Annotated in this window: 24 protein-coding genes; 6 read left to right on the top strand and 18 right to left on the bottom strand. The window is 60.4% G+C overall.

The window, feature by feature from the left end; translation table 11 throughout:
- Positions 1-155 precede the first annotated feature (155 nt).
- The 3 genes from tsaB to ppc all read right to left on the bottom strand — a co-directional run bounded on the left by tsaB (position 156) and on the right by ppc (position 4,494).
- A complete protein-coding gene (gene tsaB, locus QFW87_RS05860) occupies positions 156-830 on the bottom strand; it encodes a tRNA (adenosine(37)-N6)-threonylcarbamoyltransferase complex dimerization subunit type 1 TsaB (RefSeq protein WP_283183181.1) in 675 nt (224 codons plus the stop codon).
- Positions 831-923: 93 nt separating this feature from the next.
- Positions 924-1,574: an adenylate kinase gene (gene adk, locus QFW87_RS05855; protein ID WP_283183180.1), complete on the bottom strand. Its 651-nt coding sequence runs from the start codon at positions 1,572-1,574 to the stop codon at positions 924-926.
- Positions 1,575-1,863: 289 nt separating this feature from the next.
- On the bottom strand, positions 1,864-4,494 hold the full coding sequence (ppc, locus tag QFW87_RS05850) for a phosphoenolpyruvate carboxylase (RefSeq protein ID WP_283190032.1): 2,631 nt from the start codon (positions 4,492-4,494) through the stop codon (positions 1,864-1,866).
- 305 nt (positions 4,495-4,799) lie between these two features.
- On the opposite strand from ppc, the gene QFW87_RS05845 reads away from it, so the two are divergent.
- From QFW87_RS05845 to QFW87_RS05830, 4 genes are all read left to right on the top strand, one after another.
- Positions 4,800-4,970: a hypothetical protein gene (locus QFW87_RS05845; protein ID WP_283190031.1), complete on the top strand. Its 171-nt coding sequence runs from the start codon at positions 4,800-4,802 to the stop codon at positions 4,968-4,970.
- Between the two features lie 500 nt (positions 4,971-5,470).
- Positions 5,471-5,815 (top strand): pilin assembly protein, encoded by a 345-nt coding sequence (locus tag QFW87_RS05840; RefSeq protein ID WP_282482759.1) that lies wholly within the window; start codon positions 5,471-5,473, stop codon positions 5,813-5,815.
- Between the two features lie 274 nt (positions 5,816-6,089).
- Positions 6,090-6,503: a DUF4398 domain-containing protein gene (locus QFW87_RS05835; RefSeq protein WP_283183177.1), complete on the top strand. Its 414-nt coding sequence runs from the start codon at positions 6,090-6,092 to the stop codon at positions 6,501-6,503.
- 49 nt (positions 6,504-6,552) lie between these two features.
- On the top strand, positions 6,553-7,341 hold the full coding sequence (locus tag QFW87_RS05830) for an OmpA family protein (protein WP_283183176.1): 789 nt from the start codon (positions 6,553-6,555) through the stop codon (positions 7,339-7,341).
- An 81-nt stretch (positions 7,342-7,422) separates the two neighbouring features.
- Here the strand turns inward: QFW87_RS05830 and QFW87_RS05825 are convergent, their stop codons facing one another.
- The 15 genes from QFW87_RS05825 to QFW87_RS05755 all read right to left on the bottom strand — a co-directional run bounded on the left by QFW87_RS05825 (position 7,423) and on the right by QFW87_RS05755 (position 24,030).
- Positions 7,423-7,752: a hypothetical protein gene (locus QFW87_RS05825; protein WP_283183175.1), complete on the bottom strand. Its 330-nt coding sequence runs from the start codon at positions 7,750-7,752 to the stop codon at positions 7,423-7,425.
- Entirely contained in the window at positions 7,749-8,663 is a 915-nt protein-coding gene (locus QFW87_RS05820) for an alpha/beta hydrolase (protein WP_283183174.1), read from the bottom strand. The genes QFW87_RS05825 and QFW87_RS05820 overlap by 4 nt, the downstream gene beginning before the upstream one ends.
- A gap of 145 nt (positions 8,664-8,808) precedes the next feature.
- The gene (locus QFW87_RS05815; RefSeq protein ID WP_283183173.1) at positions 8,809-10,086 is read right to left on the bottom strand and encodes a flavohemoglobin expression-modulating QEGLA motif protein; all 1,278 of its coding nucleotides are present in this window, start codon (positions 10,084-10,086) and stop codon (positions 8,809-8,811) included.
- A 37-nt stretch (positions 10,087-10,123) separates the two neighbouring features.
- Positions 10,124-10,678 (bottom strand): hypothetical protein, encoded by a 555-nt coding sequence (locus tag QFW87_RS05810; RefSeq protein ID WP_283190030.1) that lies wholly within the window; start codon positions 10,676-10,678, stop codon positions 10,124-10,126.
- A 163-nt stretch (positions 10,679-10,841) separates the two neighbouring features.
- Positions 10,842-11,558 carry a TetR family transcriptional regulator gene (locus QFW87_RS05805; RefSeq protein WP_076029896.1) on the bottom strand — a complete coding sequence of 239 codons (717 nt, stop codon included), beginning with the start codon at positions 11,556-11,558 and terminating at the stop codon, positions 10,842-10,844.
- 102 nt (positions 11,559-11,660) lie between these two features.
- Positions 11,661-13,163 (bottom strand): lysine--tRNA ligase, encoded by a 1,503-nt coding sequence (gene lysS / locus QFW87_RS05800; protein ID WP_282482734.1) that lies wholly within the window; start codon positions 13,161-13,163, stop codon positions 11,661-11,663.
- 71 nt (positions 13,164-13,234) lie between these two features.
- Positions 13,235-14,330, bottom strand: a protein-coding gene (prfB, locus tag QFW87_RS05795; protein WP_283190029.1) for a peptide chain release factor 2 whose coding sequence is annotated in 2 segments (ribosomal slippage) — positions 13,235-14,257 and positions 14,259-14,330 — 1,095 coding nt in all. Because the reading frame shifts where the segments join, the coding sequence is not laid out codon by codon here.
- A 295-nt stretch (positions 14,331-14,625) separates the two neighbouring features.
- On the bottom strand, positions 14,626-15,627 hold the full coding sequence (locus QFW87_RS05790; RefSeq protein ID WP_283183168.1) for a PleD family two-component system response regulator: 1,002 nt from the start codon (positions 15,625-15,627) through the stop codon (positions 14,626-14,628).
- 47 nt (positions 15,628-15,674) lie between these two features.
- The gene (locus QFW87_RS05785) at positions 15,675-16,685 is read right to left on the bottom strand and encodes a chemotaxis response regulator protein-glutamate methylesterase (protein WP_283183167.1); all 1,011 of its coding nucleotides are present in this window, start codon (positions 16,683-16,685) and stop codon (positions 15,675-15,677) included.
- Positions 16,682-18,970: a hybrid sensor histidine kinase/response regulator gene (locus tag QFW87_RS05780; protein ID WP_283190028.1), complete on the bottom strand. Its 2,289-nt coding sequence runs from the start codon at positions 18,968-18,970 to the stop codon at positions 16,682-16,684. Before QFW87_RS05780 ends, QFW87_RS05785 begins: the two co-directional genes overlap by 4 nt.
- On the bottom strand, positions 18,967-19,650 hold the full coding sequence (locus QFW87_RS05775; RefSeq protein WP_046048170.1) for a chemotaxis protein CheW: 684 nt from the start codon (positions 19,648-19,650) through the stop codon (positions 18,967-18,969). The genes QFW87_RS05780 and QFW87_RS05775 overlap by 4 nt, the downstream gene beginning before the upstream one ends.
- Positions 19,647-20,918, bottom strand: coding sequence for a CheR family methyltransferase (locus QFW87_RS05770; RefSeq protein WP_283190027.1), 1,272 nt, complete (start codon positions 20,916-20,918; stop codon positions 19,647-19,649). The genes QFW87_RS05775 and QFW87_RS05770 overlap by 4 nt, the downstream gene beginning before the upstream one ends.
- Positions 20,915-21,451 (bottom strand): chemotaxis protein CheW, encoded by a 537-nt coding sequence (locus QFW87_RS05765; protein ID WP_283190026.1) that lies wholly within the window; start codon positions 21,449-21,451, stop codon positions 20,915-20,917. The genes QFW87_RS05770 and QFW87_RS05765 overlap by 4 nt, the downstream gene beginning before the upstream one ends.
- Entirely contained in the window at positions 21,451-23,073 is a 1,623-nt protein-coding gene (locus QFW87_RS05760) for a methyl-accepting chemotaxis protein (RefSeq protein ID WP_283183163.1), read from the bottom strand. The genes QFW87_RS05765 and QFW87_RS05760 overlap by 1 nt, the downstream gene beginning before the upstream one ends.
- Positions 23,074-23,307: 234 nt before the next feature.
- The gene (locus QFW87_RS05755; protein WP_283183162.1) at positions 23,308-24,030 is read right to left on the bottom strand and encodes a tellurite resistance TerB family protein; all 723 of its coding nucleotides are present in this window, start codon (positions 24,028-24,030) and stop codon (positions 23,308-23,310) included.
- A gap of 186 nt (positions 24,031-24,216) precedes the next feature.
- Between QFW87_RS05755 and QFW87_RS05750 the strand changes: the two genes are divergently transcribed.
- Both QFW87_RS05750 and QFW87_RS05745 read left to right on the top strand, forming a co-directional pair.
- The gene (locus QFW87_RS05750) at positions 24,217-25,131 is read left to right on the top strand and encodes a LysR family transcriptional regulator (RefSeq protein ID WP_283190025.1); all 915 of its coding nucleotides are present in this window, start codon (positions 24,217-24,219) and stop codon (positions 25,129-25,131) included.
- A gap of 130 nt (positions 25,132-25,261) precedes the next feature.
- Positions 25,262-26,719, top strand: a complete 1,458-nt coding sequence (locus tag QFW87_RS05745) for a gamma-aminobutyraldehyde dehydrogenase (protein WP_283190881.1) — start codon at positions 25,262-25,264, stop codon at positions 26,717-26,719.
- Positions 26,720-26,793: the final 74 nt, after the last annotated feature.

The following is a 26,793-nucleotide window of genomic DNA, read 5'->3' as shown; positions in this document are numbered from 1 at the left end:
TAGAACACAGAAAATGGAAAAGGTTTAAAAGCGGGGGCATAAAACGACGATTGGCTGCGTTGCGCAGTCCGCCTTCGCGAGCAGGCTCGCTCCCACAGGGCTTTCGCTAACCCTGTGGGAGCGAGCCTGCTCGCGAAGGGACCAACTCTAGAGAATCAACGTGCTTTTGGGGTGGCGACTTTATCGCGCAAGTACACTGGCTGAGCCTCATCAGCCACGATCGCCTCGCCACGCGCCCAGGCAAAACGCGCCAGGGTCAGCAGGTCCTCAGCGTGAGGCAACATGCCCGCATCCTGCCCGGTCAGGCTGACGGCGATACGCTCGGCATAACCCCAGCCAGTGCCGGCGCCAAACCACTCACCGCTGGCGTCAGCCGGCAACGCGGCCACTTCCGGCGGCAGCACTGCTTCATTGCCGACCAGCCGCATCTCCCCCGCCGTTTCGCGGTAGCAACCCCAATACACCTCATCCATCCGCGCATCGATAGCGGCAGCCACCTGGCTCACGCCGTTTTCGCGATAGGCCCGCTGCGCCAGCACGGCCAGATTCGATACTGGCAACACCGGACGATCCAGCGCAAACGCCAGCCCCTGCACCACGCCGATGGCGATCCGCACGCCGGTAAACGCACCCGGACCACGTCCGAAAGCGATTGCATCGACCGCTTGCAGGGTGGTCCCGGCATCCGCCAGCAACTGCTGAATCATCGGCAGCAGCTTCTGCGCATGCAGGCGCGGGATCACCTCGTAATGGCTCGTGACTTTGCCGTCATGCAGCAAGGCAACGGAGCAAGCTTCAGTCGCGGTGTCCAGGGCCAGCAAGGTGCTCATCGATGTTTCCGTAAGAGAGGTCAGAAAAAGTGCGCCAGTATAAACAACTACGGCCCGCAAGCGGGCCGTAGAAGATGAAGCGATTCAGACTTTTCAGCTCAGTGCTTCAAGCACCTTGCCGGTGATCACTTCAACCGAGCCGACGCCCGCAATGTGGCTGTACTTCGGCTTGCCATCAGTAGCAGCAGACAGCGTCTGGTAGAACTCGACCAGAGGCTTGGTCTGGGAATGGTAGACCGACAGGCGATGACGAACGGTTTCTTCAGTGTCGTCCTTGCGCTGCACCAGCTCTTCACCGGTGATGTCGTCCTTGCCGGCGATTTTCGGCGGGTTGTAGACGGTGTGGTACACGCGGCCGCTGGCCTCGTGAACGCGACGACCAGCGATACGCTGAACGATTTCTTCGTCGTCGACGGCGATTTCGACCACGTGATCCAGCTCCACGCCGGCTTTCACCAGGGCTTCAGCCTGAGGAATGGTGCGCGGGAAACCGTCGAACAGGAAACCGTTGGCGCAATCGGCCTGGCTGATGCGTTCCTTGACCAGATTGATGATCAGGTCATCGGAAACCAGACCACCGCTGTCCATGACGCTCTTGGCGATCAGGCCCAGCTCGGTGCCAGCCTTGACCGCGGCACGCAGCATGTCGCCGGTGGAGATTTGCGGAATGCCGAATTTTTCGGTGATGAACTTAGCCTGAGTACCTTTACCGGCCCCGGGAGCTCCCAGCAGAATGACGCGCATCGATGTGCTCCTCAATTTTTTATATAGATAACGTCAGATTCGCCTCGTGGGGCCAATCTCAAAATAAGGGTCGTAACCGCCCAAACGGTCAAAGGCTGATCAAGATACACAGCAGGCCCGGAGCACACAAGCCGCCGAAAGTCGGAGAAACCCACGCCTGATGTGGCCTTTCGTCGGGGTAACCCTCGTCGCAACCCCATCACTAACTGTCGCCTGGCAGCACTTTCCAAGCCCTCGCCCACAGGCAACTCGACGCTCGCGCCGAGTGCCTTGCCCCACGACGAAAACCTTAGCCGGTATTACGCAAACCGGCGGCAATCCCCGCCACAGACACCAGCAGCGCCTGTTCTACCGGGCTGCCCTGCGCCACTTCCTGTTGTCGCGACCGCGCCAACAACTCGGCCTGCAATAGATGAAGAGGGTCGAGGTAAGTGTTGCGCAAGCGGATGAATTCAAGCGTGGCTGGGCTATGTGCCAGTAGCTGCGACTGACCAGTCAACCCAAGGACCACCGAGCAGGCCTGCGACAATAGGTCGCGTAAATGCGCACCCAAAGGGAGCAGATCCGGCTCGACCAAGCGCTCATCGTAGGACCGGGCGATATCGGCATCGGCCTTGGCCAACACCATTTCCAGCATATCGATGCGCGTGCGGAAGAACGGCCACTGCTCACGCATCTGCCCCAGCAGCTCACCTTCGCCGCGCTCCAGCGCCTTGCTCAGCGCCGCTTCCCAGCCGAGCCACGCCGGCAACATCAGACGCGTCTGGGTCCAGCCGAAGATCCACGGGATCGCCCGCAGGCTTTCAATCCCGCCGGCGCGGCGCTTGGCCGGGCGACTGCCCAGCGGCAGGCGTCCCAGTTCCTGCTCCGGGGTGGACTGGCGGAAATACTCAACGAACTGCGGGTTTTCCCGCACCACGGCGCGATAAGCGCTGACACCGTCGGCGGCCAATTCGTCCATCAGATTGCGCCAGGCTGGCTCTGGTGGAGGCGGCGGCAGCAAGGTCGCTTCCAGTACTGCTGCCAAGTACAGATTGAGGTTCTGCTCGGCGATATCTGGCAGGCCGAATTTGAAACGAATCATTTCCCCCTGCTCGGTGGTACGGAAACGCCCCGCCACCGAACCCGGCGGCTGCGACAGAATCGCCGCGTGTGCCGGGCCGCCGCCACGTCCCACGGTGCCACCGCGACCGTGGAACAACAGCAGTTCCACTTGTTGCTCGCGACAGATGTCGACCAAGCGCTCCTGCGCCCGATACTGCGCCCAGGCCGCTGCCGTCGTGCCGGCGTCCTTGGCCGAGTCGGAGTAGCCAATCATCACTTCCTGCGGCCCTTGCAGGCGCGAGCGATAACCGGGCAGCAGCAACAGTTTTTCAATCACCGGGCCGGCGTTGTCGAGGTCGGCAAGGGTCTCGAACAGCGGCACCACACGCATCGGCCGCAACACGCCAGACTCTTTGAGCAGCAGTTGCACGGCCAGCACGTCGGAAGCAGCGCCGGCCATGGAGATCACATACGAACCGAGCGATGCGCCCGGTGCGGCAGCGATTTCCCGGCAGGTCGCCAACACTTCAGCGGTGTCGGCCGATGGCTTGAAGTACGCCGGCAGCAACGGCCGGCGGTTGTTCAGTTCGCGCATCAGGAAAGCAATGCGCTCTTCCTCGCTCCAGTCCTCGTAGCGCCCCAAGCCCAAGTAATCGGTGATCTCGTTCATGGCCGCGGTATGTCGCGTCGAGTCCTGACGCACATCGAGCCGCACCAGGAACAGCCCGAACGTCACCGCCCGGCGCAGGCAATCAAGCAGCGGACCATCAGCGATCACGCCCATACCGCACTCATGCAGCGAGTGGTAACACAGCTCCAGCGGATCGAGCAGCTCGCGGTTGTTTTGCAACACATCGGCGGGTGCCGGCGTGGTCTTCGTCAAGGAGGCGTGAGCCCAGTTACGCGTCGCGCGCAGGCGTTCACGCAGCTGTTTAAGCACCGCACGGTAAGGTTCGGCGCTGTCCCCAGCCTTGGCCTTCAAATCGTCGCTGGCTTGCTGCATCGACAACTCGGCCGCCAGGTGATCGACATCACGCAGGTACAAATCGGCGGCCATCCACCGCGCCAGCAGCAAGACTTCACGGGTTACGGCAGCGGTCACGTTGGGGTTGCCATCCCGGTCACCGCCCATCCACGAGGCAAAGCGAATCGGTGCGGCCTCCAGTGGGAGGTGCAGGCCAGTGGCGTCATGCAGGGCTTTATCAGCCTTGCGCAAATAGTTGGGGATCGCCTGCCACAGCGAGTGTTCGATCACAGCGAAGCCCCATTTGGCTTCATCCACGGGGGTTGGGCGGGTGCGACGGATTTCTTCGGTGTGCCAGGCTTCGGCGATCAGGCGCTGCAACTTCGTGTGGATCTGCTCGCGTTCGGCAGTGGTCAGGTCGCGATGGTCCTGGGCGGCCAATTGAGCGGCAATTGCGTCGTACTTCTGGATCAGCGTGCGGCGCGCCACTTCGGTCGGGTGCGCGGTGAGGACCAACTCAATCTCCAGCCGTCCCAGTTGCCGGGCCAGGGATTCAGCGCCATGGCCTTCGGCAAGCAGGCGAGCAAGCAATTCCGGCAGTACCCGCGCTTCGAACGGCGCAGGCTGTGACTCTTCGCGACGGTGAATCAGCTGATATTGCTCGGCGATATTGGCCAGGTTGAGAAACTGGTTGAACGCCCGCGCCACCGGCAGCAACTCTTCTTCGCTCAATTGGTTAAGGCTGGCGCTCAGTTCAGCGTCCATTGAACCGCGACGGTCGGCCTTGGCGCCCTTGCGGATCTGCTCGATCTTGTCGAGAAAACCGTCCCCGTACTGTTCACGGATGGTGTTGCCCAGCAGCTCACCCAACAGGTGAACGTCCTCGCGCAAGCGTGCATCAATATCGGTCATCAGCAGTTCTCCAGCGAAAATCCGGGTGTGCTTTGTCGTTAGAGAGTGCCGCTCTAAAGCGGTTCTTACAAGCGGGCGACGATGGGAATGCTGTTCGCACGAGAAAGTTCTGGGATTGGGATTGGGGTTGGTGGGTACATATCCGTTGCTGCGGTGATGGCTGATTACGGTTTCGCTTTTACAGCGAGTCACTTTCGAAAAGCGCGAAAGTAACCAAAGCGCTTCTGCCCCGCCATTCGGTGCCTCGCCTAGGCTCGGCATGCCCTCACTCCGGCATTGCTCCGGGGGCGGCTACCGCGGCATCCTTGCCGCGGTGCCCCCTGCGCAACACCTGCGTTCGGCCTCTGGGAAAGGGGCAACAGATCAAAATCAAAAGCAACGGCAACCGCAACCGCAACGGCAACGGCAACGGCAACGGCAACGGCAACGGCAACGGCAAGATCAACAGCTTCGCGAGCAAGCCCGTTCCCACATAAAGCAGATCGGCGTACAGCTTTTGCTTCTCACCACTCAACAGGCCGAGCGTTAGCTCGCCTGCAGCTTTTGATCTTGATGCACCGCCCCCTCGAGAGGCCGAGTGGAGGTTCTGCGTAGTGGGCAACCCGGCATGGATGCCGGGTTAGCCGCCCCCGGCCATGGATGGCCGATGGCGGCGGGCCCACGGAGCAGGACCGGAGCGAGGGTATGCCGAGCCTAAGCGAGGCACCGAACGAAAGGGGCAAGAGCCCTTGGTTACTTGGGGCTTTTCCAAGTGACTCGCTGTAAAAGCGAAACCAATAGCCGCCGCTACCGCAAAAACGGATATACACCCAATCCCCCACTAAAGCCCCCAGGCAACGCTCACCATTAGACGACCAAGGGACTTTAAACCTTGGGCGTTAAAGCTAGTCTGAAGAGTAAGCCTTACAACGGCTGCCGCCGGCGATTGCCGGACACTGACACTGCCTGCCACGAGCAGGTGCGCATTGAGGTCACTATGAAAATCCGCGAGCTTGCCCATCACTGGGAAGAAAACGCCAAGGGTCGCCTGACCGACACCGGATACTCGATTCATCTGGATGTGGAGGCCGCCGCACGGCTGGCGGCAATTATCGATATGTACCCCAAACGGCAGCCCGAAGAACTGCTCGGCGAGCTGATCGGCGCCGCCCTGGAAGAACTCGAAAAGAGCTTCCCGTATGTGAAGGGTTCGACCGTCGTGGCCACCGACGAAGAAGGTGATCCGCTGTACGAAGACGTCGGTCCGACTCCACGTTTTCTCGCGCTGTCCCGTCGTCATTTGCACGATTTGTCGGCCGTTGACGATAAACAGAAACACTGATTACCGCGCTTCTTTTCCCTCCAGAAATGCCTATTCCCAGGCCCGTTCAGGGCCTGGAATACTCCTGCATGTGATGGTAATTCCCGATTTAGAGCCTTGTCCGCTCGGTCAAAGTTTTTTCGGGCGATTGGCCATATTCTCTGAACTTTCGAAAAACGCCTTGGGTCACAGCCATTAACCACGCCTGGGACGGCCGTTTCAAAACACCCCCGGAAATTGAAGGTTGCGGCTCCTTGCCCAGGATGGATTTTTAAGTTTTTCAGGAGTTATTCCAATGGAGTTGAAGACCATGAAAACCCGAACTGCCAAATCCTCATTCACCCACCTGCGTGGCCTGAAACTGGCTGCCCTGGCAATCGGCAGCAGCTTCGTTCTGGCCGGTTGTGCCGGCAACCCGCCAAGCGAGCAATTCGCCGTGACGGAATCGGCGGTCAACAGCGCCGTCAGTGCCGGCGGCACCGAGTTTGCGGCGGTGGAAATGAAGTCCGCGCAGGACAAGCTCAAACAAGCCGAAATCGCCATGCACGACAAAAAGTATGCCGAAGCCAAAATCCTCGCCGAACAGGCCGAGTGGGACGCTCGCGTGGCTGAACGCAAAGCCCAAGCGATCAAAGCTGAACAGGCTGTGAAGGACTCTCAGAAAGGGGTTCAGGAACTGCGTCAGGAAAGCCAGCGCACTGTGCAATAAGCGGCGCCGCACGACGTACTTCTTACTCGACTAAAAGGACGAAACCACCATGCGTAAACAATTGATGATCCCTGCCCTGCTCGCCGTAAGCGTTGCACTGGCTGCCTGCTCCACGCCGCCGAACGCGAATCTGGAACAGGCCCGCACTAACTACACCGGCCTGCAAACCAACCCGCAAGCCAGCAAAGTCGCGGCGCTGGAAACCAAAGAAGCCAGCGATTACCTGGACAAGGCCGACAAGGCTTATCAGGACAAAGAAGACCAGGCCAAGGTCGACCAACTGGCTTACCTGACCAATCAACGTGTTGAAGTGGCGAAGCAGACCATCGCCCTGCGCAACGCTGAAGCCAACCTGAAAAATGCTTCTGCGCAGCGTGCCCAGGCTCGTCTGGATGCCCGCGACGCGCAGATCAAGCAATTGCAGGACAGCCTGAACGCCAAGCAGACCGATCGCGGCACCTTGGTGACGTTCGGTGATGTGTTGTTCGCCACTGACAGGGCTGATCTGAAGTCCAGCGGTCTGGTGAATATCAACAAACTGGCGCAGTTCCTCTCGGAAAACCCTGATCGCAAAGTGATCGTCGAGGGCTACACCGACAGCACGGGCACCGCAAACCACAACCAGTCGCTGTCCGAACGTCGTGCCGGTTCCGTGCGCACGGCGCTGGTGAAAATGGGCGTTGATCCAGTGCGTATCGTGGCGCAGGGTTACGGCAAGGAATACCCGGTGGCCGAGAACAGCAGCGTCTCGGGCCGTGCGATGAACCGTCGGGTGGAAGTGACCATTTCCAACGACAACCAGCCGGTGATCCCGCGTTCGGCGGTTAGCTCGAACTAAGCTCCACTCGCTGAAACACAAAAGCCCCGCCTGATCTGATCAGGCGGGGCTTTTGTTTTTAAGATCAAAAGATCGGGCGCGCTACGGTTGCAGCTTCTGCGGGGTTTCCTCGCCCATGCAACGCACGGCTTTTTTCTTGTTGTTGACCAACACGCCGCTCAGGCCTTTCTGTTCGGTGTCGAACATCACCAGCACGCCATCGATGCATTGCGCCACTTGCGCGGCCGGTTCCAGGGAGATCTTGTAGTCTTCGCCCGGCACCGTCTTGAGCAGGGTGAAGTCGCTGAGCAGCAGCGCATCTTCGGGTTTGGCGAAGTGCAGGTAGCCGTAGAACCACAAGGCCCCGACGGTGCCGAGGATGGTGCAGATACCGGTGATGATCAGCGGGATGGCGTTACGTTCTTCACTCATTGCGGACTCTCTGGTGGTTCATCTTCAGAATTTTTCGGCGCCGGGTAATTCGGGACTTCGCCCAGGCGGCGCAGACCGTTGAAATGCTGCGGGTCGTCGAGAAAACGCAGCATGACTTTGCGCCAGACCGGGTCGGCGAACGTCTGCACATGACCACCACGGGTCAGTTGCAGCACCCGCGGCGGCGGCGCAGCTTGATACAGACGTATGCCGTTGGAAAGGGGCACGATCGGATCGTCGATGCTGTGGTAGATCAGTTTCGGCACGCCATTGAGCTGCGTCATGGAATGGATCGCGCTGTCGCCGTCCGGCACCAGCCAGGACAGCGGCACCTGAACCAGCCAGGTCAGCCAGGAATGGCTCAGGGCAAATTGACCGATACTGCGGTAACTGGCGGGCACGCCGTCGAGGACGAAGGCCTTGAGTTGTTTCTGGCGTTCAGGGTGCTGAACCAGATAATGCACGGCCATCGAACCGCCAAGGCTTTGGCCCAGGAGGATCAACGGCTTGCCCTTGACCTCCGGCGCCTGATCGAGCCATTTGAACGCGGCGTCGATGTCCTGGTAGATCGCTGGCAGCGTCGGTTCACCCTCGGACAGACCGTAGCCGCGATAGTCCAGCAGCAACACTTGATACCCTTCTTTTGGCAACCACCAACTCCCCCCGAGATGCATGGGCAGATTGCCGCCGTTACCGTGCAAATGCAGCACCGTGCCCTTGACCTCGACACCTTGTTTGGCCGGCAACCACCAGCCGTGCAGCTTGAGGCCGTCGGCGGTGGTCAGGGTGACGTCGCGGTATTCGAGTTCGGCTTTTTCCGGGGTAAACAGCTGGCCGGGCTCGGGGTAAAACAGCAGCGAGCTGCAACCGTTCAAGGTCAGCAGCAGGCAAAAAATCCCGAGGAATCTCATCCGTTGAAACCTCGCAAAAATAGGGGTTGGAACACAGTACCTGTGGGAGCGAGCTTGCTCGCGATAGCGGTATGTCAGGCGATACAAATGTTGAATGTAATTCCGCCATCGCGAGCAAGCTCGCTCCCACAGGGGATCTCATTGTTCACAGGATATTGGAGTAATCCGCTTCGATCCGGTCCAGGCTCAGGTGATTGAGGAAGTTGGAGAAGCACATCCACGCCGACAGCGCGTTCAGGTCACGGATCTGATCCGGCAAATACTTCGGTGGCACCACCAGCCCTTCATCCACCAACTGGCGCAAGGTCCGCATGTCTTCCAGCGTGGTCTTGCCGCAAAACAGCAGCGGTATCTGCTCAAGCTTGCCTTTACGCACGGCCAACTGAATGTAGTTGTAAACCATGATAAAGCCCTTGAGGTAGGACAAGTCTTTGGTAAATGGCAGACCTGTCGGCACCGAGCCACGGAAAACCCGACTGGCGTTGCCGTAGCTTTCCGCCATTTCAAAACCTTGCTCGCGGAAGAACTCGAAGATCTGCAGGAAGTCCGCGCCCTCTTCCACCATGTGAATGGCGCGGGTGCGGTTGGTCAGTTTGCGCAGGCGACTCGGGTACGAGGCGAAAGTGATGATTTCCATCAGGATCGCCAGGCCTTCCTGAGTCACCGTCGACGACGGCGGACCTTTGGAGAGGAAGGTGCAGATCGGCTGGTTCAGACCATTGAGCGTGGTCCCCACATGCACCAGCCCTTCGTGGACTTCCAGGGCGCGCACGTCACGGTCGTTGAACATCGCGTCGGTGCGGATCTTGATGTAGTCGGCGCCAGCCGCCGCATCGGCAACGATCCCGTCGGACTCGAATACGCGAATGGTTTCCTCGGCCTCGCCGAATACCTTATTCAAGCGGGTTTGCAGCAGGTGGACGGCTTCCTTGGCGGTGAGGATTTTCGGTTCGTCCTTCAGGTCGCCACGGCCATCGATATTGTTCAGGTAATCCGAGAGCATCAGGCCCAGGTCGGAAAGTGTCGGATCGCCAGCGTGGAACGCGTCGGAAGCGGCACCATAAAGCTCCTGTGAAATCAGCCCGAAATCCTCGGTGCCGCGCGCTTCGAGCATGCGCACCACCATGCGGTATTCCTTGCACATGCGGCGCATGATCTGGCCGACCGGGTTGAACTGACCAAGCTGACGGGTGATGTCGCGTTCGATGTTCTGGAATTCCAGCTTCACCTTGCTGGAGTCGAACGCCAGCGGCCGGTTCAGGTAGTAATCGCGATCCACCGCCGGCATTTCCTTGCCCTTGGCCTTGAGGAAACCCTTGCGGATGCTGTCGTCCCACTTCACCGCATCCAGGACGCGAATCGGCGTCTGCGCCAGCACAATGCGATCGGACAAAATGCGTATCGACTGCTGGTAATCGTCCACCCGAAACTCCTGTAGAAAAACCGTTTACGTGCTGGGTTTATTTGGCTTTGGCCAGGCGCTGATAGCGCACGGCCTCGACGAACACATCGGAATTGGCCGGATCGTCGAGGTAGGCGAAAACCTGGTCCAGATTGTTGTTGATCAACACGCCGTCGCCGTCGTCGGTCTGGAAGCCTTCGCCGCTGAGGACTTTTTGCCTCAGGGCCTGGTTGATCTGCTCGAGGTCGAGGTTGTAGACCACCAGTTCATGCTTATCGGTGAGTTCGAAACCGAAGAGCGTGAAGTGCCCGCCGAACTGCGCCGGCACCTTGGCCGACAGGTACCAGCGACTGCCATGGCGGGTCACCGTGAAGGGATAGGCTTCACGCTCCTTGGGTTTAGCCTTGAAGTAGCTGACCGCCTGATAGTGATTGTCGCCCAGGCGTGTCAGTTCCAGATTCAGCGGTTCGCCCCAGGCGTTGGTGCTGGTCCATTTGCCGAGCAACCCTTTAGGCGCGGGCTCGCTCGAGGGCAGCGGCTCCTTGAAGGTCACCAGACAGCCGCTAAGCAGCAGGAACGACAAGGCGATCACAACGACACGCCAGGCTTTCATTCAACACTCCCTATGAACACACTTTGCCCTGGGCTAACACCGGCCCCCTGTGGGAGCGAGCCTGCTCGCGAAGGCGGAGTGTCAGACAACAGAGATGTTGAATGTCAGACCGTATTCGCGAGCAGGCTCGCTCCCTCAGGGGTTGAGCGTACAACCCTGAGGGTTACACCGACGCCAATACCAGGTGCATATACCGCGTGAGGATGCCGAGCATTTCGGCTTCGGCGACAGGCTCGGCGTCGTTGAGCAGGCCCTGATATTCCATCCGTCCGATAATCGCCGTCAACACTTTGGCATCCTGTTGTGGCTCGCGGGAACCCAATACCTCGAAAAAATGGCAGGTGCCTTGCAGAAGAATTTGCTGATGCGAGCGCACCAACTCCGCCAGACGCGGGTTCAACAGCGCCTCCTGACGGAACGCCTGCTCGGCCATCAAGTGTTCGCGACGGTTGTGCAATTGGCGCTGCACGTAATCGGCGGTCAGCCGCGCGATATCGTCAGCCAGCTGGGAACGCGACTCGGGGCTGCCATCGCCATAAGCAACCATCTCGCGCAGCAAGCCTTCGTTGCTGGTCCACAACTTGGCCATGAACGCCGCGCTGCGTTCCACGTATTGGGCAAAGGTATCGGTGAGCAGGTCATCGATGTCCTTGAAATAGTAAGTGGTGGCCGACAGCGGCACACCGGCCTCGGCGGCCACCGCGCGGTGACGCACGGCCCGCACGCCATCGCGCACGACAATGCGCATCGCCGCATCGAGAATGTCCTGTCGACGCTGCTCACTGCCCTGTCGGCTGGCCTTGCGACCCTGGTACTGAACACTTTCAGCGACCGCAGTGGCGACGTCCGCTGCACCCTCTTGAGCAATTGCACGGTTCACGACAGGTATTCCTCTCTTACTTCAAAAGTAACCAATTGATACGTTTGTACCAGACAGGCAATAAAAAGCCGCCTGTTTTAGGCGGCTTTTTTATTGAAACACTTACGCTTGTGGCCGCATGTGCGGGAACAGGATCACGTCGCGGATCGACGGGGAGTTGGTCAACAGCATCACCAGACGGTCGATGCCGATACCTTCACCGGCCGTTGGCGGCATGCCGTACTCCAGCGCGCGAACGAAGTCGGCGTCGTAATGCATGGCCTCGTCGTCGCCGGCGTCCTTGTCAGCCACCTGCGCCATGAAACGCTCGGCCTGGTCTTCCGCGTCGTTCAACTCGGAGTAGGCGTTGGCGATTTCGCGGCCACCGATGAACAGTTCGAAACGGTCGGTGACGTTCGGGTTGTCGTCGTTCCGACGAGCCAGCGGCGACACTTCGAACGGGTATTGGGTGATGAAGTGCGGCTGCTCCAGCTTATGCTCGACCAGCTCTTCGAAAATCATCACCTGCAATTTGCCCAGACCTTCGAAGCCCAGCACCTTGGCGCCGGCCTTCTTGGCGATGGCGCGGGCCTTGTCGATGTCGGTCAGGTCGTCAGCGGTCAACTCAGGGTTGTACTTGAGGATCGAGTCGAACACCGACAGACGCACAAACGGTTCGCCGAAGTGGAACACTTTGTCGCCATAAGGCACGTCGGTGCTGCCCAGAACCAGTTGCGCCAGCTCGCGGAACAGTTCTTCGGTCAGGTCCATGTTGTCTTCGTAGTCGGCGTAAGCCTGGTAGAACTCCAACATGGTGAATTCAGGGTTGTGACGAGTCGAAACGCCTTCGTTACGGAAGTTGCGGTTGATCTCGAACACCTTTTCAAAACCACCGACCACCAGACGCTTGAGGTACAGCTCCGGCGCGATACGCAGGAACATTTCCATGTCCAGCGCGTTGTGGTGAGTCTCGAACGGCTTGGCTGCCGCACCACCCGGAATGGTTTGCAGCATCGGCGTTTCCACTTCCAGGAAGTCACGCTGCATCAGGAAACTGCGGATGTGCGCAATCACTTGCGAACGTACGCGGAAGGTCTGGCGCACGTCTTCGTTGACGATCAGGTCAACGTAACGCTGGCGATAGCGCTGTTCGGTGTCGGTCAGGCCGTGGTGTTTGTCCGGCAGCGGACGCAAGGACTTGGTCAGGAGGCGCACTTCAGTCATTTCGACGTACAGGTCGCCCTTGCCGGAACGCGCCAGGGTGCCAACGGCTGCGATGATGTCGCCCATGTCCCAGGTTTTCACCGAGGCCAGGGTTTCTTCGGACAGGGTTTTACGGTTGACGTAGACCTGAATGCGACCGGTCATGTCCTGGATCACCATGAACGAGCCACGGTTGAGCATGATGCGACCGGCAACCTTGACCGGGATCGCAGCCTCTGCCAGCTCTTCCTTGGTCTTGTCCGCGTACTGTTTCTGCAAGTCTTCGCAGTAGTTGTCGCGGCGGAAGTCGTTCGGGAAGGCATTGCCCTTGGCGCGCTCGGCAGCCAGCTTTTCCTTGCGCAGGGCGATCAGGGAGTTTTCTTCCTGTTGCAGGGCTTGCGGGTCGAGTTCTAGGTCGCTCATGTCTTTAAAAATTCCATCACAGGTTCGTTGCCCCCGCGGGTGGCAGGGGACTTAAGGTCTTGACTGGCGGTTTACAGGCCTTGCTTCAGGCTGGCCACCAGGTATTCGTCGATATCGCCGTCGAGCACCTTGTCGCAGTCACTGCGTTCGACGTTAGTACGCAAATCCTTGATTCGCGACTGGTCGAGCACGTAAGAGCGGATCTGGTGACCCCAGCCGATGTCCGACTTGGTGTCTTCCAGGGCCTGGGAGGCGGCGTTGCGTTTCTGCACTTCCTGCTCGTACAAGCGCGCCCGCAACATTTTCATCGCGGTGTCTTTGTTCGCGTGCTGGGAGCGTTCGTTCTGGCAGCTGACCACGGTGTTGGTCGGTACGTGCGTAATACGTACGGCCGAGTCGGTGGTGTTTACGTGCTGACCACCGGCACCGGAGGAGCGGTAGGTATCGATGCGCAGGTCCGACGGGTTGATGTCGATTTCGATGTTGTCATCGATTTCCGGCGACACGAACACGGCCGAGAACGAGGTGTGGCGACGGTTACCGGAGTCGTAGGGGCTCTTGCGCACCAGACGGTGCACGCCGATTTCGGTACGCAACCAGCCAAAGGCGTATTCGCCCTTGATGTGGAGGGTGGCGCCCTTGATCCCGGCGACTTCACCGGCCGACAGTTCCATGATGGTCGCGTCGAAACCGCGTTTGTCGGCCCAGCGCAGGTACATGCGCAGCAGGATGTTGGCCCAGTCCTGAGCCTCGGTGCCGCCGGAGCCGGCCTGGATGTCCAGGTAGGCGTTGTTGGCGTCCATCTCACCGCTGAACATGCGACGGAATTCGAGTTTTTCCAGGGATTCGCGCAGACGCTCGACTTCGGCAGCGACGTCATCGACGGCGGCCTGGTCTTCTTCTTCGGCGGACATCAGCAGCAGGTCTTTGGCGTCGGCCAGGCCTGTGTGCATTTCGTCGAGGGTTTCGACGATCTGAGCCAGCAGGGACCGCTCGCGGCCCAGCTCCTGAGCGTACGACGGGTTGTTCCAGACAGACGGATCTTCAAGCTCGCGATTGACTTCAGTCAGACGCTCATGCTTTTGATCGTAGTCAAAGATACCCCCGAATAGTTTCGGAGCGCTCGGACAGGTCCTTGATACTGTTAAGGATCGGGTTGATTTCCATGGCGGGCAGCACTCGTTGGCGAACTTTTGAAAGCCGGCGAGTATAACGTAATCAGGCTGTCACGGCAGCCCGCCTGGCGGCTTTAGGGGCGAATGGTTTTTGCTGAAGGCCGGGGGGAAACGCGTGTAGCAGCTGCCGAGCTGCGCGAGGCTGCGTTCGAAGACGAAGTCCTCGCAAATCGTCTGTACGCGGTTTACCCGAAAGAACCCGTTGCCTGATTTGGCGACGGCTACGCCGCCGAACGCAGCCTCGCGCAGCTCGGCAGCTGCTACAGGGAGTTGTATTTCGTAGCGAACTACTCAATCCCAACCTGATTACGCCCATTGTTCTTCGCCAGATACAGCCCCTTGTCCGCCGCCGAGATCAATTGGCGGCAATCGCCGCCCTGTTGCGGGGTTAGGGTCGAAAGGCCGATGCTGATGGTCAGGCTCGAACCTTCGGCCGGGAAAATGTGCGGGATCTTCAGCGCCGCAACGGTCTGGCGGAGCTTTTCCGCGACCAGTCGCGCGCCGCCCAGCGAAGTATTGGGCAGCACCAGGGCGAACTCTTCGCCGCCATAACGGGCCGGCAGGTCCGAAGGTCGCGCGCCGGCATCACGAATCGCCGTGGCCACTTTGCGCAGGGCTTCATCGCCTTCAAGGTGGCCGAAGCTGTCGTTGTAGGATTTGAAGTAGTCGACATCGATCATCAGCAGCGACAGTTGACTCTGGTCACGCAGCGAACGGCGCCACTCAAGCTCCAGGTATTCGTCGAAATGCCGGCGGTTCGACAGCCCGGTCAGGCCGTCCGAGTTCATCAAGCGCTGCAGCACCAGGTTGGTGTCGAGCAACTGCTGCTGGCTGACCCGCAGCGCGCGATACGCTGCGTCACGCTGCAGCAACGTCATGTAGGAACGCGAGTGATAGCGGATGCGTGCCACCAGTTCGATGTTGTCCGGCAACTTGACCAGGTAATCATTGGCTCCGGCCGCAAACGCCGCGCTCTTGATCAGCGGGTCTTCCTTGGTCGACAGGACAATGATCGGGATGTCCTTGGTCGCCGGATGGTTGCGGTACTCGCGCACCAGGCTCAAGCCGTCAAGACCGGGCATCACCAGATCCTGAAGGATCACCGTCGGTTTGATTCGGATCGCCTGGGCGATGGCCTGGTGCGGGTCGGCGCAGAAGTGGAAGTCGATATTGGCTTCGTTCGACAACCCGCGGCGCACCGCCTCGCCGATCATTGCCTGATCGTCCACCAACAACACCATGGCGGCGTTTTCGTCGGTTTTGAAGTCGTCGAGCTGTAAATCATTCATAGGCAGTCACCTGAGTACTACTTGGGCCAGATTGCTGTGAAATGTCTTCATTTGGGGAAAATCTCCAGCAATCGTGGCGCTATCTTTTCCAGTGGTCGAATCTCCACAGCGGCACCAATGGCCGCTGCCGCCTTCGGCATTCCGTACACCGCGCTGCTGTTCTGATCCTGAGCGATGGTCAGGTAGCCCTGTTGGCGCATGAGTTTAAGCCCCTGCGCGCCATCGCGTCCCATGCCGGTGAGCAAAACACCCACGGCATCGCCGTTCCAGTAATTGGCCACGCTCTCGAAGAACACATCGATCGAGGGCCGGTAGATCTCGTTGACCGGTTCGGCGGTGTAAGCCAGCGTGCCGTTTTTCAACAAGCGAATATGGTGGTTGGTGCCCGCCAGCAACACCGACCCGGCCTGCGGAGGCTCGCCTTCCTGGGCCAGGCGCACGTTCAGGCCGCTGGCGCTGCTGAGCCATTCGGCCATGCCGGCGGCGAACACCTGGTCAACATGCTGCACCAGCACGATGGCGGCCGAAAAATCTCGCGGCAACCCCTTGAGCAATACTTCCAGCGCGGCCGGCCCACCTGCCGATGAGCCAATGGCGATCAGGCGCTGGCGCGAAGCCGAACTGCGTAGCGGGCTCGGGGCGGCTCGCTCCCGATTGCCCCTGTCACCGATCAGCCAACCGATGTTCATGATCTTGCGCAGTAACGGGGCCGCTGCCTCTTTGGCATTGCCGGCACCGATGGCCGGCGTATCGACCACATCCAGCGCTCCGTGGCCCATGGCCTCGAACACCCGATGCACGTTCTGCTCGCGGTCGACCGTAACGATGACAATCGCGCACGGCGTCTCGGCCATTATCCGCCGGGTCGCCTCCACGCCATCCATCACGGGCATGATCAGGTCCATCAGGATCAGATCCGGCGTATTTTCAGCGCATCGCTGCACCGCCTCGGCCCCATTACTGGCGACCCAGACCACCTCGTGCGCCGGATCGAATGCCAGGGCGCGGCGCAGAGCCTCCACCGCCATGGGCATGTCGTTGACAATCGCTATTTTCATGCACGCGCTCCTCCAATGAGCTCAACCACCGCGTCAAGCAGGGCGTCGTCATGAAAACTGGCTTTGGCTAGATAATAATCGGCTCCAGCGTCCAATCCACGACGACGGTCCTCTTCACGATCCTTGTAAGACACCACCATCACCGGAAGGGATTGCAGGCGATTGTCCCGGCGCAATAAAGACACCAGTTCGATGCCATCCATGCGTGGCATATCGATGTCGGTGATCAGCAGATCGAAGTCCTCCGAACGCAGGGCGTTCCAGCCATCCATCCCGTCCACCGCCACCGCCACGTCGTAGCCGCGATTGAGTAACAACTTGCGTTGCAGCTCGCGCACGGTCAGCGAATCGTCGACCACCAGAATCCGTTTTCGAGCCGCTTCAACCGCCTGGCTGCCTTGACGGGCAATGCGCTCAAGACGCCCGGTATTGAGCAGTTTGTCCACCGACCGCAGCATGTCTTCGACGTCGACGATCAGCACCACCGAACCATCATCGAGCAAGGCCCCGGCGGAAATGTCCTGCACCTTGCCCAGACGCTCGTCCAGCGGCAAAACGACCAACGTCCGCTCGCCGATAAAACGCTCGACCGCCACGCCGTAAATCGCCTCGCGCTCGCGAATCACCACCACTTTGAGGGTTTGCTGACTGTTCTGGCTCGCCGGACGCTGCAATAGCTGACTGGCCGCGACCAGCCCGACATGCCGGCCTTCGTGCCAGAAATGCTGACGGCCTTCGACCTGGACGATGTCCGCCGGCTCCAGATCGCACATCCGTTCGATGTGGGCCAGCGGAAAGGCATACGCCTCGTCACCGACTTCCACCACCAGACTGCGCACCACCGACAGGGTCAGCGGCACTTCGAGATGGAAGCGACTGCCCTCGCCCGCCACCTGCTCCAGCACGACCGCGCCGCGCACCTGGCGGACCATGTGCTGGACCGCATCCAGTCCGACGCCGCGCCCGGAGACTTCGGTGACTGTGTCGCGCAGGCTGAAGCCCGGTAGAAAGAGGAAGGTCAGCAGCTCTTCTTCACTCAACTGCGCGGCGGTTTCGGCCGGGGACAATTGGCGCTCGATGATGCTGCGGCGGACCTTTTCCAGATCGACGCCATTGCCGTCATCGCTCAGCTCCAGCACCAGCAAACCGGCCTGATGGGAAGCGCGCAAACGGATCAGGCCTTCAGCGGGTTTGCCCGCCAATAGCCGTAGCTCCGGCGATTCGATGCCGTGATCCACGGCATTGCGCAGCAGGTGGGTCAGCGGCGCTTCAAGCTTCTTCAGCACGTCGCGATCGACCTGGGTTTTCTCGCCCTCGATCTCCAGTCGCACCTGCTTGCCGAGGCTACGACCGAGGTCGCGAACCATGCGCTCTTGCCCAGTCAACACATCGGCAAACGGCCGCATGCGACAGGCCAGCGCGGTGTCGTACAACACTTGCGCCCGTTGACTGGCCTGCCAGGCGAACTCATCCAGTTCGGCGTTCTTTTCCATCAGCAACTGCTGAGATTCAGCCAGTAGCCGACGAGCGTCTTCGAGGGCTTCCTGTGCTTCCAGACTCAAGGCATGTTCCTTGAGGTGGACGTTGAGGTTTTCCAGTGCCCGCAGCCCGTTGTTCTGCATACGCTTGAGGCGTTGCATGGTGGCCAGGTGCGGTTTGAGCCGCAGGGTTTCCACTAGGGATTTGCTCGACAGATCAAGCAGGCTGTTCAGGCGTTCGGCCGTGACCCGCAGCACCCGCTCGCCGTTTTCGGTGGTGCGTTTGGCCTTGCGCGGCGGCTCTGCGGGGTGCAGTTCGGCGACCGGAACTGGCGTCTCGACCTTGGGCGTCGGTGGTTCGAGCTGAAGTTCCGCCATCACTGGGGCGACAGGCGCAGTGACCGGCGCGGGCGCCGCCATCGGATCAAGCAACCGCGCCATCAACACCACATAGGCCTCGATCTCCGCCAGTTCAGGGTTGTTGTCCGGCGTCGCAATACGCATCAGCAAATCGGTGCCTTGCAACAAGGCATCGATGTGCTCGGGTCGCAGGTACAGGCGGCCTTCCTGGGCGCAGACCAGGCAATCTTCCATCACATGCGCAACGCTGACCCCGGCATCGACGCCGACAATCCGCGCCGCGCCCTTGAGCGAATGCGCCGCGCGCATGCACGATTCAAGGTGATCGGCCTGGGTCGGGTCGCGTTCCAGCGCCAAAAGACCTGCGCTCAGCACCAGCGTCTGGGCCTCGGCTTCCAGACTGAACAGTTCCAGCAAAGAGGCGTCGCGCATTTGCTCGGGGGTCATGTAAGGCTCCGGGTCACGGCGGACAACAACTGTTCTTCATCCAGCCAACGCAGGCTGCGACCTTTGAATTGCAACACGCCACGGGTGTATTTGGCGCTGGCCTGCGTGCCGGAGCGGGACGCCGCCTCGAGGATGCGTTCGTCGATGGCGTGAATCCCGTCCACTTCATCCACCGGTACCACCACCGGTCCGCCGTGGGCGGCGATGATCAGCATTCGCGGCATGACCCGCGCGCCGGACGCCACGCTGCTGGCGCCGTCGAGCCCGAGCAATTCCACCAGCGACAGGCACGCCACCAACGCGCCGCGCACATTCGCCACGCCGAGCAAGGCCCGGGAGCGTTGGTGCGGCAGGGAATGAATCGCTTGCAGCGGTGCGACTTCCACCAGACTGCGAGTGGCTAGGGCCAGCCATTCTTCGCCCAGACGGAACATCAGCAGCGAACGGGTTTTCACCTCGCTCTCGACCGCCGTGGAAACTTGCCCCCGATCTTCCTGCTGCAACGCGTAGCGGTCGAGCAAGCGCGTAGCCGCGGCCGAATACACCGCGCAATTGCGGCAGTGAATGTGATCGCTCAGTAGCGGGCAGGACTTGTCGCCGTGGATACCGATGCGGTTCCAGCAGTCGTCGATGGCCTGGGCATCTTCATGGGTGAGGCTAAAGGTGTCGGCGGCGTTCATCGGTTACGCTCACTGTCAGCGGCGCGCTCGCTGCGGGCGGCGCGGTCCTGCAATCGTCTGGCTCCTGCCGTGTCACCCAAGGATTGCAGCAACGCCGCCAGGTGCATTAACGCGTCGGGATGTTGCGGGTCGAGGTACAACGCCTTGCGATAAAAACCCTGAGCCTCAAGAACTCTGCCGGCGACATCGCTGAGCAAGCCCAGCCAGTAAAAGACCTGGGCCACCGGCTCGTGACTGCGCAAATAGCTATCGCACGCGGCGCGGGCCTCGGCACTTTTGCCTTCGTTGGCCAGCGCGGCGATATTCGCCAGCAGCGCGGCAGTGTCCGGGTTGGCGACTTTCGCCACGACAGGCAGCGGCGCTACCGTTGCGAAGGGCCGACTGAGAACGGGCGGCGGTGTCACGCTGCGCACCGGTTGGCGCACGGGCAGAGGCGTCGGCACGAACGTCGCAATGGGCGCAGGCTCTGGTGCACTTTGACGACTGAACGCAAAGGACTGCGGGATGCCGATCGAACGCATGCCAAAACGGCCGAGCAAACTGCCCTCGGCCGGGCCGATAAACAGCACGCCATCCACATGGGTCAGACGCTTGAGCACTTCGAACACTTGCTGCTGGGTCGGCTGATCGAAATAGATCAGCAGGTTGCGGCAAAACACAAAGTCATAAGGCGGCTCGTTGGTCAGCAACGTCGGATCCAGCAGATTGCCGACCTGCAAACGCACTTGTTCGAGTACTCGCCCGCTGAGGCGATAGCCCTCGCCTTCGGCGGTGAAATGCCGGTCGCGAAAGGCAATGTCCTGACCCCGGAACGAATTCTTGCCGTACAACGCGCGCCGGGCTTTTTCCACCGACAACGGGCTGACGTCCATGCCTTCGACCTTGAACTGGTGCGGCTGTAACCCGGCATCGAGCAACGCCATGGCGATGGAATACGGTTCTTCACCGGTGGAACACGGCAGGCTGAGAATCCGCAGCGCGCGCATGTTGTTGATGTCGCTCAGGCGTTTGGTGGCCAGTTTCGCCAACGTGGCGAAGGATTCCGGGTAACGGAAAAACCAGGTCTCGGGGACAATCACCGCTTCGATCAGCGCCTGCTGCTCGTCCCGCGAACCCTGCAAGGTGTGCCAGTACTCATCCTCCGTCAGCGCGTTGGATGCCGTGCTGCGCTGGCGCACTGCACGCTCGATGATCGCAGGTCCCACCGAGGTCACGTCGAGACCGATGCGCTCTTTGAGGAAATCGAAAAACCGCTGATCGCTGCTCATGGCCGCTCCTCAAGCAGTGCCAGGTTCAGAGGCTGCGACGGAAACAGCAGCGCGCGAACCTGATCGTCGAGCAAGTCGGCAACCCGCACCCATTGCAGCAAACCCAGGGCATCTTCACGCACCGGCCCGAGGTACGGCGCCTGACGGTTGTCCAGGCCATAGGGCTGAAAATCCGCCGGGTTGCAGCGCAAGGTATCGGTGGCCTGCTCCAGAATCAGCCCAAGCAATTGCGCCTCAGCGGTTTCATCCGGACGGTAATGGACCAGCACCAAGCGTGTGCTTGTGCGGGCCTGGGCCGGTTGGCCGAACGTCAGCGCACTGAGGTCGATCACCGGCACCACCGCGCCGCGATAGGCGAACACCCCGGCGACCCAGTCCGGCGCGCAGGGAATCGGTTTCAACGGCAGGCGCGGCAGCACTTCCGCCACCTCGACGGCCTGCAAGGCAAAGCGCTCGTTGCCGATGCGGAACACCAGAAACAATGATTGCAGCGCCGGCTTCACGGCGGTGCGTTTGGCCGTGAGTTCGCTCATCAGACTTTGAATCGCGAAACGCCGCTGCGCAGCCCTACGGCCACCTGGCTCAGTTCATCGATGGCGAAACTGGCCTGACGCAGGGACTCGACGGTCTGGCTGCTGGCATCGCCCAACTGCACCAACGCATGGTTGATCTGTTCGGCGCCCGTGGCCTGGGCCTGCATGCCTTCGTTGACCATCAACACCCGTGGCGCCAGCGCCTGAACCTGATGAATGATCTGCGACAACTGCTCGCCGACCTGTTGCACTTCGGACATGCCGCGGCGCACCTCTTCGGAGAACTTGTCCATGCCCATGACCCCGGCCGACACCGCCGACTGGATCTCGCGCACCATCTGCTCGATGTCGTACGTGGCCACGGCGGTCTGGTCCGCCAGACGCCGCACTTCGGTGGCGACCACGGCAAAACCGCGGCCGTATTCACCCGCCTTTTCGGCCTCAATCGCCGCGTTGAGCGACAGGAGATTGGTCTGATCGGCGACCTTGACGATGGTCACCACCACCTGGTTGATGTTGCCGGCCTTCTCATTGAGGATCGCCAGTTTGGCGTTGACCAGATCAGCCGCGCCCATCACCGAGTGCATGGTCTCTTCCATCCGCGCCAGGCCTTGCTGCCCGGAACCGGCCAGCACCGAGGCCTGATCGGCGGCGGTGGAGACTTCGGTCATCGTGCGCACCAGATCCCGAGAAGTGGCGGCAATCTCACGGGACGTCGCGCCGATTTCGGTGGTGGTGGCGGCGGTTTCAGTGGCGGTCGCTTGCTGTTGCTTGGAGGTGGCAGCGATCTCGGTCACCGAGGTGGTGACCTGCACTGAGGAGCGTTGGGCCTGGGACACCAGCGAGGTGAGTTCGGCCATCATGTCGTTGAAGCCGGTTTCCACGGCGCCGAATTCGTCCTTGCGCGCCAGGTTCAAGCGGCCGCTCAAATCACCCGTGCGCATGATTTCGAGGATCTGCACGATACGGTTCATGGGCGCCATGATCGCGCGCATCAGCAACAGGCCGCAGAGACCAGCGGCCAAAACCGCCACCAGCAGGGAAATGCCCATGATGACTTCAGCGGTGAGCACGGCGTCATGGATGTCCGCCATGGCCTGATCTGCCCTGGCTTTGTTGTGCTCAAGAATGTCATTTAGTTTCAGACGCCCCGCGGCCCACGTCGGGGTCAGCTGTTCGTTGAACAACTTGATGGCGTCGGCTCGCTGATTGCGCTGATGCAAGTCGAACACCGCGGCCAGCATCTTGCCGTAATCCTGATGGATTTTTTGGAAAACCGCGAACTCAGCTCTGTCTTCTTCGGTAGTCACAGTGCCGCGATAGTTGTTGATCGCTTCCTGCACTTGCGCTTCATAGTTCTTGAGGTCGGCGACATCTTCGGCACTGATACCCTGCTCTTCCTTCAAACCCAGCATCTCCTCGATGTGGAGGAAGCTGTCGACCCAAGCGCCACGAATCATCGAACTGTAATAGACCCCGGGAAGCGCGTCGTCACGTACGCTGTCTTCGCTGACCTCGATCTTCAACAGCCGGGAATACGAGACGACGACCATCAGCAACATGATGGCGATAATCACCGCAAAGCTCGCCAAAATGCGTTGGCGCAACGTCCAGTTCTTCACAGTCAGTCCTCGGGGTGCAGTTGAAATGTTGCGGAGTATAGCTGAGGGCGGTGTTTCATTTGTAAGACGGGTGCGCACCACGTCTCATCCCTGTGAAAATCGCTGAAATACCTGTGCGGCGAGGGGCTTGAGTCGTTTCGGAGCGCACTGTTGTGATGCAAAAAATCGCAGGCTCCGCCAGTGCCTACGGTCGATGTAGGCATTGGCGAAACCTGCGATTTTTTAAGACAACGCTTAAATAGAAGCCTGACGCACCTGCTTCTCCAACTCAGCCTTCAACCCCGGCTCAAGCTTCAGTTGCCGCGCCAGTTCATCGAGATAGGACTTCTCCATGAAGCTCTCCTCATCCACCAGCATCACACTGGCGATGTACATCTCAGCGGCCATTTCCGGTGTGCTCGCAGCGCGGGCGACGTCGGCCGGGTCCAGCGGTTTGTTCAGTTCGGCGTGCAACCAGTGCTGCAACTCTTGATCGTTATCGAGCTTGGTGAACTCGCCTTCGATCAGCGCACGCTCACGCTCATCGACATGACCATCAGCTTTGGCGGCGGCCACTAGCGCTTTGAGAATCGCCTGGCTGTGCAGCTCGACTTGCTCTGCTGGCAAACGATCAAGGGTTTGTGGTTCGGTTTTGGGTGCGATGCCTTGCTGAGCCTGCCAGTTGCCATACGCCTTGTAGGCAATCACGCCCAACGCAGCCAGGCCGCCATAAGTCAGGACCTTGCCGCCAACACTGCGCCCTTTCTTGCTGCCCAGCAGCAAACCCATGGCACCGGCCGCCAACGCCCCGCCGCCTGCGCCCGAGAGCAAACTGCCGAGGCCGCCCGAACCGCCGCTGCCGCCGAGCAATCCGCCCAGGCCACCGCCGGAGCTCTTGTTTTGTGAGCCGCCGGCCTTGTTCTGCAACATGTCCTGACCGGACTTGAGTAGCTGATCGAGCAATCCACGCGTGTTCATTTTCCGCCTCCAAAAAAGGGGTTAACCGGATCAATAAGGCCATCAGCCTAGATCGAAAGTGCCCAGCATCCGGGGCGAGAGTGCTTCTAGATGTTGCGCAGTGCCGCTCAGCCGTCCGCAGCACCTCAGAAAAATAGATATACACTCCAGTGAATCTATAAAAACCGCCCACCGGGTACTTTCTCCATGATGACCTTGCGTCAGATTCGTCATTTCATCGCCGTGGCCGAGACCGGTTCAATCTCCGCCGCCGCGCAAACCGCGTTCATTTCTCAATCCACCTTGACCCTGGCTATCCAGCAACTGGAGCAGGAAATCGGCGTGGGCCTGTTCAACCGTCACGCCAAGGGCATGACGCTGACCCACCAGGGCCACCAATTTCTACGTCAGGCGCACCTGATTCTGGCGACGGTGGACAACGCCAAACGCAGCCTGCAACAGAGCACCGATCAAGTCGCCGGGCAGTTGATCATCGGCGTGACCAGCCTGGTGGCCGGTTACTACCTTGCGGATCTACTCACCCGTTTCCAGCGCGCCTACCCCAACGTCGAGATCCGCGTGATGGAGGACGAGCGCCCTTACATCGAGCATTTGCTGGTCAGCGGTGAGATCGATGTCGGCGTGTTGATCCTCTCCAACCTCGAGGACCGCCACGCCTTGCAGACCGAAGTGCTGACCCACTCGCCCCATCGGTTATGGCTACCAGCCCAGCATCCGCTGCTGGAACACGACAGCATCAACCTCGCCGACGTGGCCCGTGAGCCGCTGATTCAGCTGAACGTCGATGAAATGGACCGCAATGCGCAACGCCTGTGGACGGCGGCCTCCCTACAACCGCGGATCACCTTAAGAACGGCGTCGACAGAAGCGGTGCGAAGCCTGGTGGCAGCGGGTTTGGGCGTGTCGATCCAGCCCGACATGACCTACCGCCCGTGGTCACTGGAGGGCGACATCATCGAAGCGCGCCCGATCGCCGACCTTAGTCAAACCCTCGATGTCGGCCTGGCCTGGCGTCGCGGCACTGCGCGCCCAGCGTTGGTGGACCCGTTCCTGACCGTCGCCCGCGAGCAGCCCCACGGCGGGCGCAAGCCATCTATTTAATCGAACGCCACCTTCAGTATTTAGAATTTGTCGACCTCGGGCCTGAGCACTAGTCTTGCTACATCTATAAGACGGCCGGGCCCCAGTCACAGGGAGCAGCATGGCCACACAAGAAAAGAGAACCCGAAAAATGGCTGGCGCGCAGACCCCGTTGTTCACCGCGTTGTTGATCGATGGCGAATTGGTCGCGGGCCAGGGTTTTGTCGAACCGATCCTCAACCCGGCCACCGGGGAAGTGCTGACCCACATCGCCGAAGCCAGCACCGAGCAAGTCGAAGCCGCGATTCTCGCCGCCCACCGCGCCTTTGCCGGTTGGTCGCGGACCACGCCGCAACAACGCTCGAACCTGTTGCTGGACATCGCCAACGCCATTGATAAAGAAGCCGACCTCCTCGCCCGTCTCGAATCCCTGAACTGTGGCAAGCCGTTGCACCTGGCGCGTCAGGATGACTTGAGCGCCACGGTCGACGTGTTCCGCTTCTTCGCTGGCGCCGTGCGTTGCCAGACTGGCCAGCTCAGCGGCGAATACCTGCCGGGCTATACCAGCATGGTTCGCCGCGATCCGATTGGCGTGGTCGCCTCGATTGCGCCGTGGAACTACCCGATCATGATGGCCGCGTGGAAAATCGCCCCGGCCCTGGCCGCTGGCAACACGCTGGTGTTCAAGCCGTCCGAACACACGCCGCTGTCGATTCTGGCCCTGGCGCCAGCGCTGGCCGAGATCCTGCCACGCGGCGTGATCAACATCATTTGCGGTGGCGGTGAAGGCGTCGGCAGCCACTTGGCCAGTCATCCTAAAGTGCGCATGGTGTCGCTGACCGGCGATATCGTCACCGGGCAAAAAATCCTGCAAGCCGCGGCGAAAACCCTGAAACGCACTCATCTCGAACTCGGCGGCAAAGCGCCGGTGATCGTCTGCAACGATGCGGATATTCAGGCCGTGGTCGAAGGCGTGCGCACTTACGGCTATTACAACGCCGGCCAGGATTGCACCGCCGCATGCCGAATTTATGCACAGGCCGGGATTCATGATCGCTTGGTGGCCGAACTCGGCGCGGCGGTCAGCAATTTGCGCTTCGCCGGCAAGCGCGACGCCGACAACGAGATCGGCCCGCTGATCAGCACCCGCCAGCGTGATCGCGTGGCCAGTTTCGTCGAGCGTGCCCTCGGCCAGCCGCACATCGAACGAGTGACCGGCGCGGCGGTGCATTCCGGTGCCGGCTTCTATTACCAGCCGACGTTGCTGGCCGGTTGCAAGCAGACCGATGAGATCGTCCAGCGCGAAGTGTTCGGGCCGGTGGTCACCGTGACCCGTTTCAATCAGCTCGAACAAGCCGTGGACTGGGCCAACGACTCGGAATACGGCCTCGCCTCCTCGGTCTGGACCCAGAACCTGGACAAGGCGATGCAAGTCGCGGCGCGCTTGCAGTACGGCTGCACCTGGATCAACAGCCATTTCATGCTGGTCAGCGAAATGCCCCACGGCGGCCTGAAGCGTTCGGGCTATGGCAAGGACTTATCCAGCGACTCGCTTCAGGACTACAGCGTGGTGCGGCACATCATGGCCCGCCACGGCCAGCATTTGTAAAAGCGCACTACGCTAACAATTAGCCGTAAAGGCATCGCTTCACCACGTTCAAAACTGCCCCGACCATAATTAAA

The sequence above is a fragment of the Pseudomonas sp. PMCC200344 genome (assembly GCF_030053095.1).
In the GTDB taxonomy this organism is placed as follows: Bacteria; Pseudomonadota; Gammaproteobacteria; order Pseudomonadales; family Pseudomonadaceae; genus Aquipseudomonas; species Aquipseudomonas svalbardensis.
Note: the sequence above shows the minus strand (reverse complement) of the source record. Positions and strands in the feature narration are given on the sequence as shown.